12 protein-coding genes are annotated in these 17,643 nt (G+C 71.8%); 5 read left to right on the top strand and 7 right to left on the bottom strand.

Going from position 1 to position 17,643, the window contains the following annotated elements:
• Positions 1-61: 61 nt before the first annotated feature.
• Positions 62-1,804 (bottom strand): MDR family MFS transporter, encoded by a 1,743-nt coding sequence (locus MKD51_RS03800; RefSeq protein WP_240238341.1) that lies wholly within the window; start codon positions 1,802-1,804, stop codon positions 62-64.
• Positions 1,805-2,010: 206 nt separating this feature from the next.
• Here MKD51_RS03800 and MKD51_RS03805 point away from each other — a divergent pair, with 206 nt between their 5' ends.
• Positions 2,011-2,823 (top strand): M15 family metallopeptidase, encoded by an 813-nt coding sequence (locus MKD51_RS03805; protein WP_240238343.1) that lies wholly within the window; start codon positions 2,011-2,013, stop codon positions 2,821-2,823.
• 22 nt (positions 2,824-2,845) lie between these two features.
• Here MKD51_RS03805 and MKD51_RS03810 read toward each other — a convergent pair whose 3' ends face one another.
• Positions 2,846-8,890 carry an Ig-like domain-containing protein gene (locus tag MKD51_RS03810; protein ID WP_240238345.1) on the bottom strand — a complete coding sequence of 2,015 codons (6,045 nt, stop codon included), beginning with the start codon at positions 8,888-8,890 and terminating at the stop codon, positions 2,846-2,848.
• Between the two features lie 156 nt (positions 8,891-9,046).
• On the opposite strand from MKD51_RS03810, the gene MKD51_RS03815 reads away from it, so the two are divergent.
• On the top strand, positions 9,047-9,379 hold the full coding sequence (locus MKD51_RS03815; protein WP_240238347.1) for a hypothetical protein: 333 nt from the start codon (positions 9,047-9,049) through the stop codon (positions 9,377-9,379).
• Complete coding sequence (locus MKD51_RS03820) at positions 9,376-10,587, top strand: CapA family protein (protein WP_240238349.1); 1,212 nt, start codon at positions 9,376-9,378, stop codon at positions 10,585-10,587. Before MKD51_RS03815 ends, MKD51_RS03820 begins: the two co-directional genes overlap by 4 nt.
• A 22-nt stretch (positions 10,588-10,609) precedes the next feature.
• Here MKD51_RS03820 and MKD51_RS03825 read toward each other — a convergent pair whose 3' ends face one another.
• Both MKD51_RS03825 and pgm read right to left on the bottom strand, forming a co-directional pair.
• Entirely contained in the window at positions 10,610-11,689 is a 1,080-nt protein-coding gene (locus MKD51_RS03825) for an epoxide hydrolase family protein (protein ID WP_240238351.1), read from the bottom strand.
• 37 nt (positions 11,690-11,726) lie between these two features.
• A complete protein-coding gene (gene pgm, locus MKD51_RS03830; RefSeq protein ID WP_240238353.1) occupies positions 11,727-13,361 on the bottom strand; it encodes a phosphoglucomutase (alpha-D-glucose-1,6-bisphosphate-dependent) in 1,635 nt (544 codons plus the stop codon).
• 90 nt (positions 13,362-13,451) lie between these two features.
• Between pgm and MKD51_RS03835 the strand changes: the two genes are divergently transcribed.
• Positions 13,452-14,369 (top strand): NADP-dependent oxidoreductase, encoded by a 918-nt coding sequence (locus MKD51_RS03835; RefSeq protein WP_240238355.1) that lies wholly within the window; start codon positions 13,452-13,454, stop codon positions 14,367-14,369.
• A gap of 42 nt (positions 14,370-14,411) precedes the next feature.
• The gene (pheA, locus tag MKD51_RS03840; protein ID WP_240238357.1) at positions 14,412-15,356 is read left to right on the top strand and encodes a prephenate dehydratase; all 945 of its coding nucleotides are present in this window, start codon (positions 14,412-14,414) and stop codon (positions 15,354-15,356) included.
• A gap of 7 nt (positions 15,357-15,363) precedes the next feature.
• Here the strand turns inward: pheA and MKD51_RS03845 are convergent, their stop codons facing one another.
• The 3 genes from MKD51_RS03845 to MKD51_RS03855 are packed head-to-tail and all read right to left on the bottom strand — an operon-like array spanning position 15,364 to position 17,512.
• A complete protein-coding gene (locus tag MKD51_RS03845) occupies positions 15,364-15,780 on the bottom strand; it encodes a hypothetical protein (protein WP_240238359.1) in 417 nt (138 codons plus the stop codon).
• Complete coding sequence (locus MKD51_RS03850; protein WP_240238361.1) at positions 15,777-17,171, bottom strand: hypothetical protein; 1,395 nt, start codon at positions 17,169-17,171, stop codon at positions 15,777-15,779. Before MKD51_RS03850 ends, MKD51_RS03845 begins: the two co-directional genes overlap by 4 nt.
• The gene (locus tag MKD51_RS03855; protein ID WP_240238363.1) at positions 17,168-17,512 is read right to left on the bottom strand and encodes a hypothetical protein; all 345 of its coding nucleotides are present in this window, start codon (positions 17,510-17,512) and stop codon (positions 17,168-17,170) included. The genes MKD51_RS03850 and MKD51_RS03855 overlap by 4 nt, the downstream gene beginning before the upstream one ends.
• Between the last annotated feature and the right edge of the window lie 131 nt (positions 17,513-17,643).

Raw genomic sequence — 17,643 nt, forward strand, 5'->3', positions numbered from 1 at the left:
CTTGATCGATGGAGCGGTCGCTCCGGGGCACCAAACCTACGCGCGGCCCCTGTGAGCGGCCTCAGGAATCCCGATCCCTCGCCTCTCCTGCGGTCGCCCTGTCGCCGCTGACGACAGGGATCGACGAGGTCGTGACGGGAGGGGCGTACGAGCCCGGTGCCGATGCATCCGCCTCGAGCTGCGCGACGCGAGCGCGCTCCTCCATGGCTTCCTCCATCGCCGACTTCTGCCGCAGCGCCGGCGCCTTGAAGAAGATCGCCAGCACGAAGGCAACAGCGACGACGGCGAGCGCGACCCAGAACGGGGCCATGGTCGCGGTATTGAACCCGTCGAGGAACGGCGCCGCGAGCCGCGGGTCAGCGGTGTTGAGGAACGAGGAGTCCTCGTTGAGGGCACCGCCGATCCGCTCCGGGTTCTCCAGCACGCCGAGGATGCGCTCGTTGCCCGGGTCGGCGAGCACCTCGGGGTCCTGCGCGGCAGCCACGAGATCGGCGCGGAGGTCGGGGCGCGCGAAGGCGTCCTCCAGCGTCTGCGGCAGCCGGGCGTACAGCAGCGAGAAGGCCACGGCCACGCCGGTGGTGCCACCGAGCTGGCGGAAGAAGGTGGATGCGCTGGTCGCGACCCCCATGTCCTTCGGCTCCACAGCGTTCTGCGAGGCGATCGTGAGCGTCTGCATCAGCTGCCCGAGGCCGAGGCCGATGCAGAGCTGCGCGAGCAGCAGCATCCAGAGCGGGCTGTCGAACTGCAGCGTCACGAGCACGCCGTAGCCGACCGCCATGATGCCGAGGCCGATCACGGGGAACAGCCGGTACTTGCCGGTGCGGCCGATGATCTGGCCGGAGCCGATGGAGGCGATCATGAGGCCGAGGATCATCGGCAGCGTCGCGAGGCCAGCCTCCGTCGGGTTCATGCCGTGCACGATCTGCAGCACGAAGGGGATCATCATCATGGCCGCGAACATGCCGAAGCCGGTGAAGACGCCCAGCACGGTCGCCATCGAGAAGGTGCTGCTGCGGAACAGGTGGAGCGGGATGAGCGCCGCGTCGCCCATGCGCGACTCGACCAGCACGAACAGCGCGATGCCGATCGCGCCGACGATGTAGCAGGCGATGGCGGCGGTCGAGGCCCAGCCCCACTCCCTGCCCTGCTCTGCGACGAGCAGCAGCGGCACGACGCCAACGACCAGCAGGGCGGCGCCCCACCAGTCGATCTTCACGCGCTCGTGGTGCGCGGGCAGGTGCAGGTAGCGGAAGACCATCCAGACCGCGGCGGCGCCGATCGGCAGGTTGAACAGGAACACCCAGCGCCAGCCCTCGAGGAAGAGGATCTGGTCGGCACCGGCGAACACGCCGCCGATCAGCGGGCCGAGGATGGACGAGACGCCGAAGACGGCGAGGAAGTAGCCCTGGTACTTGGCGCGCTCCCGCGGGTTGAGCACGTCGGCCATGATCGTCATCGGCAGCGACATGAGACCACCGGCGCCGAGGCCCTGCAGCGCGCGGAAGGCGGCGAGCTGCACCATGTCCTGCGCGAACGAGCAGGCGATCGAGCCGATGAGGAACAGCACGATCGCGATGAGGAACAGCGGCCGACGGCCGAAGATGTCGCTGAGCTTGCCGTAGATGGGCGTCACGATCGTCGAGACGATCAGGAACGCGGTCACGACCCAGACCTGCAGGTCGAGACCGTGGAGGTCGTCGGCGATGGTGCGCATCGACGTGCCGACGACGGTCTGCGAGATCGACGACAGGAACATCGCCATCATCAGGCCGATCAGCACGAGGGTGATCTGGCGTCGGGTCATCAGGGGGGTCGCGTCGGCTTCGGGCGTGGCAGGGCGGGGGTCTTGCGAGGGCATGAGCTCAGTTCTTACGAGGGCGTCACGCCGGGACGGGCCAGATCTCGAGATCGGTAGGTCGTTAGCCCGGCGAATGGTCAGCGGGCCCCATGCTACTCCGATCCGCAGCGTTCGTGCGCGACGGATGCGCGACGCATGCCACGATGGGAGGCATGCGTCGGACTGTTGGACTCGTGCTGGGGACGATCGCCGCAGTCGCGGTCCTGAGCGGATGCGCCGCGCCGGAGCCGGTGCCGAGCGCCTCGCCGACGCCCACGGCGCTCGAGACGCCGACCGCGACGCCGACCGCACAGAGCCCCTCGCCGACGCCGACTCCCACGCCGTCGACGCCCGCCACCGCGGCACCCCCGCAGGCTGCCGAGCCGCCCGCCGCCGGCGACATCGAGTCCGCCACGAGCCTGCAGGTGCTGGTCAACAAGCGCACGCCGCTGCAGCCGGCCGACTATCTGCCGGAGCTGGTGTCGGTGTCGACGGCGCAGGACGGCGACGAGACGGTGCGGCCGGAGGTCGACGCGGCGCTGGTGGCGATGTCGGACGCGATGCGAGTGGACATCGGCGAGGGCATCCACGTCTTCTCCTCCTACCGCAGCTATGCCCGACAGACCGAGCTCTACAACGGCTACGTCGCGAGGAACGGTCAAGCGGTGGCCGACACCACGAGCGCCCGCCCCGGCCACAGTGAGCACCAGACCGGGCTCGCGGTCGACCTGCGGGGCACCGGTGGTGTGTGCGAGCTCGACGTCTGCTTCGGCGACACCGCCGCGGGCCGCTGGGTCGCCGAGCACGGCTGGGAGCACGGCTTCATCGTGCGCTATCCGGATGGGCTCCAGGGCATCACCGGCTACCACTACGAGCCCTGGCACATCCGCTTCGTCGGCGTCGAGGTCTCGACCGCGATGCACGAGCAGGGCGCGCGCACCTACGAGGAGTACCTCGGATCCGGCAGCGCTCCCGACTACGGCTGAGCCGTCGCGGCCCCCGCGGCCGTCACGGCAGCGCGTAGCCGCAGGCGACGATGTGCTCGCTCTCGAGCCCGCCGGTGTCGAACACCCGCACGCGGATGCACGCCTCCAGGCTCGGGTCGCGCGGCATCCCGAACGACCCGTTCGCGGCGGGACGGACCACCGTCCAGCCCGAGGAGCCGTCGTCAAGCACGTACTCGAGCCGGTCGAGCGGGCGGTCGGTGGTGCCGTTCGGCCCGTAGGTGAAGGTCACCGCCCCGGAGGACCCGGTGACGGCCGCGAGCGGCTGCGGCGGCGGCGCGTAGCCTGCGGCCACCGGCCCGATCGTGATGCGCTCGCTGACGTTGCCGTCGACGTCGATCGCCACCGCGGTCATGTGCGCGTTCCAGCCAGGCGAGAGCTCCTGCGCCTGCGAGCCGCTCGTCGGGCTGACGCGCTGCATGTTCGCGCCGTTCTCGTTCTGCGTCCACTCGATGCGGTCGAGCGCGCGTCCGTTGGTGCCGCCCGGTGCCCAGTGGTACGTCACCTGGTGCACCTGCGAGGTGATGCTGATGACCGGCGCGGGCGGGGGCCCGAAGGGCCGCGTCTGACTCGAGGCTCGCACCCAGGCGCTCGCGTAGCTCTGCCCGTCGATCACGGCGACCGCGCGCACCTCCAGCCCGTAGGTCTCGCCGTTGGCCAGGCCCGTGTAGGTGCCGGAGCTGCTGCCGGGGCCGAAGCTCTGCACGGCAGGGCCGCCCTGCACCTGGAAGCTGACCTCCTCGGCGCGCAGCCCGTTGCGCGCGCCCGGCGTCCAGCTCACCTGGGCGGAGCGATCGCCGTCGACGGCGCGCACCCCCGTCGGTGCGTCCGGCGGCAGCACGGCGCGCAGCGGACTGGTCGGGGCAGAGGGCTCGCCGGTGCCGACGTCGTTCTCGGCGACGACCGTGAAGGTGACGTTCGCGCCGTCGGCCGGGACGTTGCCGAAGCTGGCTGCGGTGCCGCTGACACGCTGCGTGAGCCCGGTCGACGAGGTGACGATGTAGGTCAGCACCTGTGAGCCGTTGCCGTTCGCCGCGCTCCAGGTGACGGCCATCTGCACGCGGTCGGGCAGGCTGCGGTCGACGGATGCCGACACGTCGGTCGCGGGGAAGGGCCTGCCGGCGGGCACCTCCGGTGCAGAGAAGGCGGATGGATCGCTCGGGTCGGGCGCGCTGTTGTGCGCCTGGAGCCGGAAGGCGTAGGCGGTGCCGTTGGCCAGCCCCGTCCAGGTGTAGGCGGCGACGTTGCCGAGCGAGACCGCGGTCGTGCCGTCGGGCGCGGCCGGCTGGATCTCGAGCGTGTAGCCGACGACCGGCGAGCCGAGCGACTCCGCGGGCGTCCACGTCAGAGCGAGCTGCGAGTCGCCACGGGTGGCGGTCGGCGGGGAGGGCTGCTCCGGGCGGCGATCGGGCCGCGCGTCGGCGGATGCTGCCGAGGGGTCTGAGTCGCCGACCTCGTTCTGCGCCAGCACCTGGAACCGATACGTGACGTCGTTCTGCAGCCCCTCGATGACACAGGTCGTCGACGGGCACGGCTGCGCGACGGCGCCGTCGCTCGACTGCACGAGGTAGCCGGTGATCGGTGCGCCGTTCGGCGCCGGCGGCGCCCAGGTGAGCGTCACCTGCCGGTCGCCGACAGCGTCGACGTTGGGGCGCGGCGGCGCATCGGGGCGGCCCTTGATCGTCACGGTGATGGCACCGGTGACGCGACGCTCGAGCAGCCCGGTGCCGTCCTCGATCGTGTAGCGCACCGTGAGGGTGCCGGCGAAGTCCTGGCCGGATCGCACGGTCACGTCGCGGTCGCTGAAGGTCGCCCCGCCATCGCCGCCGACCACCTGCGCATCGACCACCCGCAGCGGCACGCCATCACGGGCGAAGGGGTTGACGTCGTTGCCGAGCACGTCGACGACGATCGGCTGCCCCTGCTCGCCCTCTGCCGCATCGGCCACCGCGACCGGCAGCTGTCGATTGGTCGCGACCACCTCGATCAGCACGGTGCCGGTGATGGCGTTGCCGTAGGGGTCGGTGATGCGCACCTGGTAGGCGCCCGTGGTGCCCGGCGCGGTCGTGCGCTCTGCGGTCGCGACGAACGTCGAGCCCTCGAGACCGGCCTGCACCCCCGTCGCTGCGCCGGCCAGCTCGTCGAAGCGCATCGCCTCGAGGTCGCCCGGGTCCGGGTCGGTGGTGGCCGAGCGCAGATCGAAGCGAGTGGCGGACTCGCCGGCGACCACCTGCAATGACGCGCCGGCGAAGCTGGGCGCGATGACGCTCGACGCGGTCACGTCGATCGGCAGCGTCAGCACGGCGGTGCTGCCATCGGGATCCTCCGGGCTGGTGCCGTCGGTGACCTCGAAGGTGATGGATGCGGGGCCGACGTACCCCTGCGGGGAGCGGAAGCGCAGCGTCTCGGTGTCGACGACGAGGCCGGAGTCGTCGTCGTTGACGGCGCTGACGCGATCGCCGGTGGTGAGTCGTGGCGGGTTGTCGGTGGACACCGACACGATGTCGCGCAGCGCGATCTCGCGCTCCTCGCCGGAGGGGATCTGCAGCGGCTCGGAGATCGCGAGCACCGGGCGCGGGTCGCGCACCGGCGGCACGCTCACGAAGGCCTCCGCGCTCTGCCCGTCGATGTCGGTGACGCGGTAGGTGACGACCTGGAACGCCTCGGAGGGGGTCGCCTGCACGCCGCCTGGGACCACCCGCCCCGGACCCGTCACGATCGACACCGTCAGCGCATCCGGGTCGCCGTCGGGATCGAGATCGTTGGCCAGCACCGGCACGTCGATCGGCTCGCCGAGCCGCAGGTCGACGGAGCTCACCGGATCGTCGATCGCCACCGGCGGGCTGAGCTCTGCGTCCTCGGAGACGGTGAGCATCACGAGCCCCGTGGTCGCCATGCCGCGCGCATCCGCCACACCGTAGGTGAACTGGTGCACGCCCGGCTCGGCAGGCGTCACGAGATCGACCGTGCCTCGTTCGACGTTGACCTCCGCGTCGGCGAGCTCCGGCGGCAGGTCGAGCTCGTCGGCGAGCAGCACCAAGGCGTCCTGGTCGGGGTCGGAGTCGTTCGCGAGCACCGGCACGGCGACGGCCCGTCCTGGTCGCACCGTGAGGATGTCGGTCTCCGCGAACGGGGGCTGGTTGATGTCGGCCGCCTGCGCGATGCCGATCGTCACGCTCGCCGTCGCCTCCGCGCCCCAGCGATCGCGCACCCGGTAGGTGAACGCGACGGTGCCGCCGGCGTCGGGGTAGGCCTCGAAGTCGAAGTAATCCGGCCCGGTCTCCTCGATCTCGCCCTGCTCGGGAGCGGTGTCGTAGCCCACCAGCTCCACCCCGTCGCCGTCGGGGTCGATGCCGTCGAGCTCGATCGGGATGCGCACGAGCGAGCCGGCGAGCACGCGGGCGGTGACCGCGCCAGGGGTCGGCCGGTCGTTGCGCTCCGGATCGCGCGGCACGATCTGGATCGAGACGCTCGCCGAGTCGCGGTTGCCCTGCTCGTCGGCCACCTCGTAGGTGACGGTCGCCCTGGACGGCGCATCCTCGAGGGCGTGCACGCGCAGCTCGCCCTCCGCGATGAACGCGACCCCCTCGGCGTCGGAGACGAAGCTCGTGTCGACGATCGTGCGGCTGAGCTCGAACGGGGTGCCGTCCGGGGAGAAGTCGTTGCCGAGCACGTCGATCGACTGGAAGTCGCCCGCGCGCACGGTCGCGACGTCGTCGACCGCCACCGGGGCTCGCGGCTGGGTCGGCGGCGCGACCGGGATCACCTCGACGGTGCCGGTCTCGGTGAAGCGGCCGTTCGAGACCGTGTACTGGAACTGGAAGGGCGCGTCGAGCGCCGTGTCGCGGATGCGCACCAGCCTCCGGTCGATGAGCTCGACCGTGACGGGGGCGGCGCTCTCGACCTCGATCGCCTGCACCACCAGCACGCCGCCCGCCGGGTCGACATCGTTCTGCAGCAGATCGACGAGGGCCTCGCCCTGCATCGGCACGAGCGCGGTGTCGCGCACGGCGATGGGCCGTGCCTCGTCGTCGGCCTGGCGGATGTCGACCCGGATGCGGCCGGTCGACGACGCCGGGCCTCCCGCGGCCACGACGTAGCTGAGGTAGTGCGTGCCGATCGGCCCGTCGACGATGCGCACGACGCCTGTCACCGCATCCCACTCCATCGTGATGCCGGGCGCCTCCTCGACGAGCGCGAGACGCAGCGGCTGGCCGGAGGGGGCGTAGTCGTTCAGGAGCGGCCGCACGCTCACCTCGCGGCCGATGATGGTCGAGACGAAGTCGGCGTTGGCCTGCGGCGGCGCGTCGCCGCGTTCGCGCACGTCGGCCGTCACCTCGCCGGTCGCCTGCTCACGGCCGTCGGAGATCGTCAGCTGCACGCCCTGCAGGCCAGCGTCGCCGGTCGCCGTGTAGACGAGGCGCCCAGACGGGTCGGTCTGGATGGTGTCGCCCGACTCGCTCGTGGCGTCCATGAGGTAGAGGTCGTCGCCGTCGGGGTCGACCCAGTCCTGGAGCACCTGGTACTCCACGGTCGCGCCCTGCTCGACGACGAAGGTGGCGCTGCGCAGCGGCTCGGGCACCGCGTTCTCGGCGTCGCCGCGCACCTCGACCTGCACGGTCGCAGAGGCCGTCTCGCCCCGGCCGTCGTCGACCTCGTACTCGAACGAGAAGTCGTTCGTGACCGACGCGGCCACCTGCACCTGCAGCTTCGAGTCGTTCTCGACCGCCGCGACCGAGACGCCCTCCGGCAGCTCGCCGCGGAGCCTGGCGGTGAGCACGTCGCCATCCTGGTCGGAGTCGTTCCAGAGCACCGGCATGATCGTCGCGCGGCCGGGCCGCGCGCCGAAGGCATCCGGGTTCGCGACCGGCGGGTGGTTCTCCTCGCTCGCGGGAGGCGGCTGGTTCTCGAAGCGGTCCTCGGTGGAGTTGTCCTCTTCCTCGTCGGTCGTCTCCTCCGAGGGCGGGGGCACCAGATCCGTCCAGTTGTCGACCAGCACGAGCTGGTCGGAGAGCAGCCAGGAGGAGCCCTCGGCGACTTGGTTGAGCACCACGGCGTCGCGGTTGACGCGGAACACGACGGGCGAGCCATCCATCGCCTCCACCAGCTCCGAGGTGTCGCGGCCGTCGTCGGCGCAGTCGCGTCGGAACTGCGCCGAGCTCGGCCAGACGGCATACACGCAGCCGCCGAGCTGCACGGGGGCGACGGCCTCAGCGGCGGAGCCCTGCTCGCCCTCGACGGTCGCGGCACCGCCGCTCAGCGGCTGGCGCACCAGCTGCGTGGGGGTCGCCAGCACCACCTCGGCAGCGTCGTCGCCCACCTGCTGCAGCACCGCATCCGCCTCGGTCTGCACCGCACCGCCCGGCAGCAGCAGCGTCTGCGATGCCGCGTCGAGCACCACCGGGGCGCTGCCGACGACCGTGATCGTAGGAGTCGTCATCGAGCGCAGCTCGCCGCGCTCGCGCGTTGCCGCCTCGAATCCCTCGGGGCTGTCGCGCAGGGTGACCTCGGTGCCGGATGCCGGGGAGACCGCGAAGATCGTGCCGTCACGGCCCACCGTCGCGACGGCGCCCTCCTCGAGCTCGAGCGTCGGGTCGGTCGTCGCGGGAGAGAAGCCGGCGAGGTCGTCGAAGCGCATCGCCCACAGCAGGCCCGCCGGATCGGTGATGACGACGGAGCCGCCACCGATGGCGATGCTGCCGCCGGGAGGGAGTGCGACCGGGCTCTCGGTGCGCAGCTGCACGGTGTCGACGACGAGCGCCGTCGAGGAGTCGTGCGCGAGCAGCAGCACGCGCTCGCCGTCCTGCAGCACGTCGAAGCTGGTGGAGGGTGAGGCGACCGCGCCGTCGAGCTCCTGCGCCTGCACGTTCAGGTGGCCGAGCTGCAGCGTCTCGGTCTTCGTCACCCAGACGCTGCCGTCGTGCAGGTCGACGTCGGTGGTGGTGAAGCCGTCGTAGGTGAGCGCGAGCACGCCGAGCGCGACGCTGACTGCGGTGATGAGGCCGGCGGCGGTGCTCGACCTGCGATGGCGCTTCACCCACTGCAGCATCCGGGACCATCCTCCAGCCGAGCTCACGGCGCGAGTGCGCTGAGCGAATTGTTGCAGAGCGCGGCGCACGGATGCCGAGAATCTGCCTGCCTGCGGATGTCACACGGATGGGGCGTTCTGCAGCGACGTGCAGGAGCGCGACGTAGTCTGCTCGACATGGCAAAGATCGGTGGCGGGTCCAGAGGTGGCGGCGGCTTCAAGGGAGGCGGCGGTGGCTTCCGCGGTGGTGGTGGCGGCGGCTCGCGCAGCTTCTTCGGCGGCGGCTCGCGCTCGGGCGGCGGTGGCTTCTTCGGCGGCTCGAGCGGCGGCTCCAGCTCCCGCTCCGGCGGCTCGAGCAGCTGGAACTGGGGCGGCAGCTCACATCGGTCCTCCAGCTCGAGCGACGACGGCAGCGGCGGCAGCGCCCCTCGCACCGCCATGGACTGGGTGCTCACGATCGTGGCGATCGTCGTGCTGCTCATCATCTACGCCGCGATGGCTGCTTCATGACGCGCCGCCGCAGGAGCCTGCAGCTGGGGGTCGCGGCCGCGACGGCCGCGCTGCTGCTGACCGGGTGCCAGCAGGGCTCGCTCGACCCCACGGCCACCGCGACCGAGCCGGCTGCCGAGCCCAGCGCATCCGCCACCCCGACGCCCACGCCGGAGCCGGCGACGGTGTCGGTGAGCGCGATGGGCGACATCCTGCCGCACGACTCGGTGACGGCGGATGCGCTGCAGGCCGACGGCACGTACGAGTACGGGCACTTCTGGGATGCCGCACGGCCCATCTGGGCCGAGAGCGACCTCGTCTACTGCAACCAGGAGGCGCCCAGCGGGGGCGTCGAGCTGGGGCTCACCTACTTCCCGGCGTTCAACGCCCCGGTCGAGTTCGCCGAGGGCATCGCCGACGCCGGCTGCAACACGATCGGCTTGGGCAACAACCACACCTTCGACCGCGGCCAGGAGGGGATCGACCGCACGCGCGCCGTGTGGGACGACCTCGACCCGCTGCTGATCCACGGTGCCTTCCGCTCCGAGGAGGAGCAGGCCGAGGTGCCGACGACCGAGATCGACGGCCTCACGGTCGCGTTCCTCAACTTCGTCGACCTCTCGAACACGCCAACGAACGACCAGGCTGTGACCTGGCTCGACGACCCGCTCGTCGAGCAGCAGCTGGCCGAGGCCGATGAGATCGCCGACGCCACGGTGCTGGCCGTGCACTGGGGCGATGAGTACTCGAGCGTCGTCAACGACCGACAGCGCGAGCAGGCGCAGCGTCTCGCCGAGCTGGGCGCCGACGTGATCCTCGGCACGCATCCGCACGTGCTGCAGGAGGCCGAGTGGCTCGAGCGCGAGGACGGCTCGCGCGCCTTCGTCTACTACTCGCTCGGCAACTCGGTGACCACGCAGATGGCGATCCCGCGGGTCGTGAGCGCCGTCGCGCAGTTCGACCTGGTGGGAGAGCCGGGCGGGGAGATCGAGGTGGTCGATCCGGCGGCTGTGCCGATCTACATGCACTTCGACCTGACGCCGACGCAGTTCGCGACGCAGGACTGGAGCCATCGCCGCAACCTGCAGCTGCATCCGCTCGTCGACGCGGCCGAGCCGATCACGCGGTCGGCCTGGCGCAACGAGCTGACGGTCGAGTCGGGCGTGGAGCTCGTGACGGATGCGCTCGGTCCCGACGTGCGGATCGTCACGGACTCGTTCGCCCCGTAGCCCCGAGCGGCACAGCGCCCGGCTACCCCTCGCCGGCAGGTGCCGCGCGCGCCAGCTCGAGCACCGCAGCCGCCACCTCTGTCGGCGTCTCGAGCGCCGGGAAGTGCCCGCCTCGCTCGAGCACCGAGAACGAGCGCAGGTCGCGGTAGCTGCGCTCGGCGAGCGAGCGCGGGTAGTCGCGCTCGCGGCGCTGCACCCGCACGGCGACCGGCACGTCGACGAGCGGATGCGGTGCCTCCCCGCGGTCGCTGTAGGGCCGGAACGAGGTGCCGATCGAACCGGTCAGCCAGGTGAGCATGACGGTCGTGAGCACGGTGTCGTCGGGCAGCCCGTCGTCGCCTGCCCACTCCAGCAGCTTCTCGCCCACCCAGGCGAGCAGACCGACGGGGGAGTCGAGCAGCGCGGTCGCCGTGGTGTCGGGGCGGCTGCCCTGCTGATGGGCGTAGCCGCCGGCGAGCGGCCCCTCGGCGTCGAAGCGGTCGAAGAAGGCGGCCTCTGCCGCATCGAGCTGCTCGCCGCGATCCCGCACGCCGAACGACGCGTGGGTCGCGACCAGGCCGGCCACCGCGTCCGCGTGCGCGCCCGCGAGCCAGTCGCTGACGCCGGTGCCGACGTCCTCGCCGTAGGTGAGGAAGCGCTCGTAGCCGAGCTCGTCGACCATCAGGCTGCGCCAGCGGCGCGCGACCGCCTTCGAGGTGAACGGTTCGGGCAGCGGCTCCGACCAGCCGAAGCCTGGCAGCGAGGGGATGACCACATCGACCTCGCCGCGCAGCGCCTCAGCGAGCGGCAGCATCTCGGCGAAGGTGTACGGCCAGCCGTGCGTGAGCACGATCGGCACGGCGCCGGGGCGGCCGCCGCGCACGTGCACGAAATGGATGCGGGTGCCCTCGATCGTCGCGACGCGGTGCTCGTAGGACGCCAGGCGCGCTTCGACGGCACGCCAGTCGAAGCCGTCGCGCCAGCGGTCGACCAGGCGCTGCATGGTGGGCATGGGGATGCCGCGCGCGCCCGGCGTCGGCTCGGGCAGCACGACGTCGGCGAGCCTGGCGCGCAGCCGCTCGAGCTGCTCGTCGCTGACACGGAACTCGAAGGGCTCGCTCATGGAGCGATCGTAGGAGCGGCCGCTGACAGCGGCGCGCCTAGACGCCCAGCGCGGCGTCCACGATCGCCTTCGCCTCCGCCTGCACCTGTCGCAGGTGGTCGGCACCCGCGAACGACTCCGCATAGATCTTGTAGACGTCCTCGGTGCCGGAGGGCCGAGCGGCGAACCACGCACGCTCGGTGACGACCTTGAGGCCGCCGATCGCCGCGCCGTTGCCGGGCGCCTCCGTGAGCTTCGCGACGATCGGGTCTCCGGCCAGCTCGGTCGCGGTCACCGCGTCACCGGTCAGCTTCCCGAGCCGCGCCTTCTGCTCCCGCGTCGCCGGCGCATCCACGCGCTCGTACACGGGCGCCCCGAAGCGCGCCGTCAGCGAGGCGTAGAGCTGCGAAGGGCTCTTGCCCGTCACCGCGCGGATCTCCGAGGCCAGCAGGCAGAGCAGGATGCCGTCCTTGTCGGTCGTCCAGACCGTGCCGTCGTGCTGCAGGAAGGAGGCGCCTGCGCTCTCCTCGCCGCCGAAGCCGACCGAGCCGTCCACGAGCCCCGGCACGAACCACTTGAAGCCGACCGGCACCTCCCAGAGCCGCCGGCCGAGGGCATCCGCAACCCGGTCGATCATCGACGAGGAGACGAGCGTCTTGCCGATCGCGGCGTCGGCGCGCCAGCGCGGCCGGTGCGCGAAGAGATACTCGATCGCGACCGCCAGGAAGTGGTTCGGGTTCATGAGCCCGCCGTCGGGCGTGACGATGCCGTGGCGGTCGGCGTCGGCGTCGTTGCCGGTGAGGATGTCGAACTCGTCCTTGCGCGCGAGCACCGAGGCCATCGCATGGGGGCTCGAGCAATCCATCCGGATCTTCTCGTCCCAGTCGAGCGTCATGAACGACCAGGTCGCATCCACCGTCGGGTTGGTCACCGTCAGGTCGATGCCGTAGCGCTCCGCGATGGCGCCGTAGTACTCCACGGCCGCACCGCCGAGCGGGTCGGCACCGATGTGGATGCCTGCCGCCTTGATCGCCTCGAAGTCGATCACGCGGCCGAGCGCGGCGACGTACTCGTCGCGGAAGTCGTAGAGCTCGATCCTGCGATCGCTCGACCCCTCGACCGCCTGCCGCTGCACGCCCTCGAGGCCGGCCGCGATCAGCTCGTTGGCGCGCTTCGCGATCCAGCCCGTCGCGTCGGAGTCCGCCGGCCCGCCGTGCGGCGGGTTGTACTTGAAGCCGCCGTCGCGCGGCGGGTTGTGGCTGGGGGTGACGACGATGCCGTCTGCCAGGTCGGTGTCGGATGCGGTGGCGTTGTACGCGAGGATCGCCCGCGATACCGCGGGGGTCGGCGTGACCGAGCCCCGGGCATCCGCCATCACGCGCACGCCGTTCGCGACGAGCACCTCGAGCGCCGTGCGCTCGGCGGGCAGCGACAGCGCGTGGGTGTCGCGACCGATGAACAGCGGGCCGGTGATGCCCTGCCCGGCGCGGTACTCGACGATCGCCTGCGTGATGGCGAGGATGTGCGCCTCGTTGAACGCCGAGTCGAAGGCGCTGCCGCGGTGGCCGGAGGTGCCGAAGGCGACGGCCTGATCGGGGTTCGTGACGTCCGGCACGAGCTCGAAGTAGGCGCGCTCGAGGGCGCGCGCGTCGATGAGGTCCTGGGGCTGGGCGACGGTGCCGGCTCTGCTCATGGCCCCATCCAAGCACCGTGCGGCACCGGGCGGCAGGGAATGCTCGCCGGCTGGGCACGGTTGCTCGGAGGGGACCGACCGGGAGGCACCATGAGCAGGTTCGTGCAGCAGCAGCGATTCGGAGGACCCGAGCAGCTGGAGGTCGTGGAGCGCGACGCTCCGGATCCGGGGCCCGGCCAGGTGCGCGTGCGCGTGGCGGCGGCAGGCCTCAACCCCGTCGACTGGAAGATCGGGCAGAGCCAGCAGCTGGCGCACGTCTTCGGCGTGACGCTGCCCGGCGGCTTCGGCAACGACTTCGCGGGCACCATCGATGCGCTCGGCGACGGCGTGCTCGACTGGGCGGTCGGTGATCGTGTCTTCGGCGGACGTCGCGGTGCGGCCGTGGCCGACCACGTCGTGGCCGAGGCAGCGTCGCTCACGCGCACGCCGGACGGGCTCGACGACGAGGTCGCGGGTTCGCTGCAGATCGCCGCGCGCACGGCCGATGCCGCCGTGGGCGCCGTCGCGCCGCTGCCGGGCGAGACGGTCGTGATCGGCGGCGCCGCCGGCGGCGTCGGCGTGCTCGCGACCCAGCTCGCGGTCGCGAGCGGGGCGCGCGTGCTGGCCACCGCATCCGAGTCGAACCACGACTTCCTGCGCGAGCTCGGCGCCGAGCCGGTCGCCTACGGCGAGGGACTGGTCGAGCGGCTGCGCGCGGCCGCGCCGGAGGGCCTCGCCGCCGCGGTCGACCTGCATGGCACCACCACGATCGACGCCGCGCTCGAGCTCGGGGTCGCGCCGCAGCGCATCTCGGCGATCGCTGCGGGTGCGGATGCGCCCGCGGGCGTCCGGCGCATCGGCGGCGGCGATGCCTCCGTGGGTGCCCTGGGCCGCATCGCCGCTGCGCTCGCCGACGGGTCGGTGGTGCTGCCGATCGAGCGCTCCTTCCCGATCGAGCGCATCCGCGAGGCGGTCGAGCTGCAGCGGGGCGGCCACGTGCGCGGCAAGGTCGTCGTCTCGATGCGCTGAGCGAACGCGGCGTGCGGAGCGCGCCGCCGTAGGCTGGCAATCATGAGTCAGCCGCGCGTCGTCACCTTCCTCGGCCCTCGCGGCACCTTCACCGAGGCCGCGCTCGAGCAGGTCTCCGGCATCGAGGCCGCGGAGCGCGTGCCGGTCGCGAACGTCGCCGAGGCGCTGACCGCGGTCGCCGATGGCCGCTCCGACGCGGCGATGATCGCGATCGAGAACTCCATCGAAGGTGGCGTGACGGCCGCGCAGGATGCGCTTGCCGCGACCCCCGGGCTGCGCATCGTCTCCGAGCACGTCGTCAGCGTCAACTTCTCGCTCGTGGCCCCCGCAGGCACGCGCCTCGACGACATCCGCGTCATCGCTGCCCACCCTGTCGCGTGGGCGCAGTGCTCGGCCTGGCTGCAGCGTGAGCTGCCGGGCCGCGCGCACCTGCCTGCCGCATCCAACGTCACCGCTGCCGCAGAGCTCGGCACCGGCGCCGCAACGGCTCAGGCGGCCCTCTCGACGCCGACGATCGGCCAGTGGGTCGACGGCCTCGACGTGCTCGCCGACCGCATCGGCGACAACCCCGATGCGGTGACGCGGTTCCTGTTCGTCAGTCGCGCCGGCAGCCCGGGCGAGCCGACGGGCGCCGACAAGACGAGCCTGGTGGTGGAGCTTCCCAGCGACGAGCCCGGCGTGCTGCTCGACATGCTCGAGCAGTTCGCGACCCGTGGCGTGAACCTCTCGCTGATCCAGTCGCGCCCGATCGGCGACCGCCTGGGCCGCTACCGGTTCGTCCTCGACGCCGACGGGCACATCCGAGACGAGCGGGTGGCGGATGCGGTCCTGGGCCTCAAGCGCTTCTCACCGAAGGTGACGTTCCTGGGCTCGTACCCGCGGGCAGACGGGCAGCGCATCGAGGTCGAGCGGCGCTACACCGACAGGTCGTTCGAGGATGCGCGCGACTGGCTGCGCGGCCTGGTGACGGGCGAGCCGGAGCGCTGACCCTCGATCACCACTGCCACTCGGCGCGGTCGAGCGCGGCGGTGAGGGGTTCGACGTGCGACTCGGCGGCGGCCTTCGAGAACCGGGTCGTGCACAGCACCGCGGGGCCCTGCACCGCGTCCGCATCCAGCAGCGCGCTCAGCGAGACCCAGTGCTCAGCGGCGACGCCCCAGCACAGCGCCCGCCCGGCCGGGATCGCGCCAAGCCGCTCGGTCAGCGCTCGCGAGAGCTTCTCGATGGCCGGCGCGGGTGCGCGGAGGGCATAGAGCGCGAGCTCCGACCCGTCGACGTGGGCGGCGTTGTGCAGCGCTTCGACGGCGATCCCGTGATGCTGGATCCAGGGCAGCGGCGGCGGTGGCGAGGCACGGGTGACCTCCCACCCCTCCGGCAGCGGCAGGTGCAGCGTGCGCAGGGCGTCGGTCATCCGGCGTCCACGGTGATGGATTCCGGCTCCTCGGCATCCGCGTCACCCTCGGGAGCGGTCACCGTCGGACGCGGCTGCGTCTCGGGGATCGCCACCGGGTCGTCCTCGCCGGCCTCGGCGGTCGGGATGCGCACAGCCGAATCAGGGTCCTGCGGCGTGGCCTTCGCACGCTCCTCGCTCGTGGGCATCGGTCGGTTGGGCGTGACCTCGACCTCGGGGTTCGTCGCGTCTGCCCTGGGCTGCCACTCGGCGATCGGCTCGGTGTCGAGCTGGATGTCCTCGGGCAGCTTGGGAGCACGACCCGGGTCGATGCCATCTTCGACCACCCCCAGCCCCTTGGTGGCGCCACCGCTGACGGCGGTGATCAGCTCTCGCCATGCGGAGCGCAGCCCAGCCTTCTTCAGCATGGAGTCGATCGGTGCCTGCCGCTGTCCCTCACCGGCCGAGAGCGCCTCGCCCGCGAGCTGGCCCTCCGCGGTGCGGATGGTGCCGTCACGGGAGCCGCTGCCGAGCATGATCAGCTGACCGGCCTCCGCGCCGTCCTCGACGACGCTGACGACCTTCCCTCCCGCGACGCCGATTGCCTGGCCGCCAGGGATGAGCACCACGATGTCGAAGCCGAGCCCGGCCCACGACGCCGCGTCGCCCAGCGTGCCCACGCGCTGGTAGTTGTTCTCAGCGCGGGTGTCGGCGAGCACGCCGAGGATGCCGTCGAGCGCGCGCACGAAGGCATTCGCCTCGGTCTCCCAGGCCTCCACCGCTGCATCCCACGCGGCAAGGTGCTCGTCATTGCGCCGGTGCACGTTGTCGTGGAGGGTCTGGATGCTCGCCTGGTGCGACTCGATCTTCCGCAGCGCCTCGTCGCGGGGGAGGCCGTCGAGCGCGATGCTGTTCGGTTCGTCGTTCAGCGCCCCCTCCTCGTTCAGGACCGAGTACGCGATCATGGAGCCGCCGCTGGCGGTGCCGTCCTCGGGGAGAGCGCGCACGGAGCTCGCCCAACCCTCGTCCTGCTCCCGCTCGGTGACGAGCGCCTGGAGCGAGTTCGAGAGGTTCCCGGTGCGCTCGAACAGGTGCTTGGTCAGGTCGCCCGCGACCCGGCACGCGTCGGCGTAGGCCCATGCCGCCGTCGCGAGCTCGCAGAAGTACTCGCCCAGCGGGCCGAGGCCGTCGCCGACGGTGAGTGCCATGTCGCGCAGCGCGTCGATCGAGATGCCATCCTGCACGTCGATCTGGCCGGCGATAATGCTCGTCATGAACCGGTGCAGCTCGCGGGTCTCCTCACCGGTCTGCTGCAGCTGGGCGGCGCTCTCGCCGATGAGCGCGGAGTCGCAGAGGTACTCCACGATCACCCGGTCGCCGGGGGTGCGGATGGTCAGCTGGTCGCCGCTCATGCCTGGCCACCTGCCGACTCCCACGAGCCGGCGCCGAGCGCGGTGACGCCGGGTGTGCCGGCCCCGAAGTCCCAGCTGCCGTACTCGGCGCCGATCAGATCGGCCTTCTGCGCAGCTTGCATCGCCTGCAGCGCCATGACCGAGCGCACGTAGTCCCAGTCGCCGATCATGTCCTCGACCGCGGTCTGCACGAAGACGGATGCGGTGTCGTCCCACACCTTTCCGGTGGCCTCCGCGATGCTGCCCTCCCACGTGGTGGCGGCAGCGAGGTCGACCGAGAGGTTCTTGAGAGAGCCGGCGATCTGGTTCAGGGTCTGGAAGTCGATCGAGACGTCGGGCATGCGCACCAATCTGGTCACGGGGCGTGCACGAGCGAGCGGTTGCACGCATCGCGAGGGGACGCCTTCGACGCTAACTGAGGTGCCGGGGGTGTGCGACGGGGAGAACTGCCCGTCCATCATGTGTGTACGCC

Source organism: Agrococcus sp. ARC_14 (genome assembly GCF_022436485.1).
Taxonomy (GTDB): domain Bacteria; phylum Actinomycetota; class Actinomycetes; order Actinomycetales; family Microbacteriaceae; genus Agrococcus.

Coding starts and splice junctions, on each gene's coding strand:
- MKD51_RS03800 (WP_240238341.1), bottom strand. CDS start 1,804: ATGACCCGACGCCAGATCACCCTCGTGCTGATCGGCCTGATGATGGCG.
- MKD51_RS03805 (WP_240238343.1), top strand. CDS start 2,011: ATGCGTCGGACTGTTGGACTCGTGCTGGGGACGATCGCCGCAGTCGCG.
- MKD51_RS03810 (WP_240238345.1), bottom strand. CDS start 8,890: ATGCTGCAGTGGGTGAAGCGCCATCGCAGGTCGAGCACCGCCGCCGGC.
- MKD51_RS03815 (WP_240238347.1), top strand. CDS start 9,047: ATGGCAAAGATCGGTGGCGGGTCCAGAGGTGGCGGCGGCTTCAAGGGA.
- MKD51_RS03820 (WP_240238349.1), top strand. CDS start 9,376: ATGACGCGCCGCCGCAGGAGCCTGCAGCTGGGGGTCGCGGCCGCGACG.
- MKD51_RS03825 (WP_240238351.1), bottom strand. CDS start 11,689: ATGAGCGAGCCCTTCGAGTTCCGTGTCAGCGACGAGCAGCTCGAGCGG.
- pgm (WP_240238353.1), bottom strand. CDS start 13,361: ATGAGCAGAGCCGGCACCGTCGCCCAGCCCCAGGACCTCATCGACGCG.
- MKD51_RS03835 (WP_240238355.1), top strand. CDS start 13,452: ATGAGCAGGTTCGTGCAGCAGCAGCGATTCGGAGGACCCGAGCAGCTG.
- pheA (WP_240238357.1), top strand. CDS start 14,412: ATGAGTCAGCCGCGCGTCGTCACCTTCCTCGGCCCTCGCGGCACCTTC.
- MKD51_RS03845 (WP_240238359.1), bottom strand. CDS start 15,780: ATGACCGACGCCCTGCGCACGCTGCACCTGCCGCTGCCGGAGGGGTGG.
- MKD51_RS03850 (WP_240238361.1), bottom strand. CDS start 17,171: ATGAGCGGCGACCAGCTGACCATCCGCACCCCCGGCGACCGGGTGATC.
- MKD51_RS03855 (WP_240238363.1), bottom strand. CDS start 17,512: ATGCCCGACGTCTCGATCGACTTCCAGACCCTGAACCAGATCGCCGGC.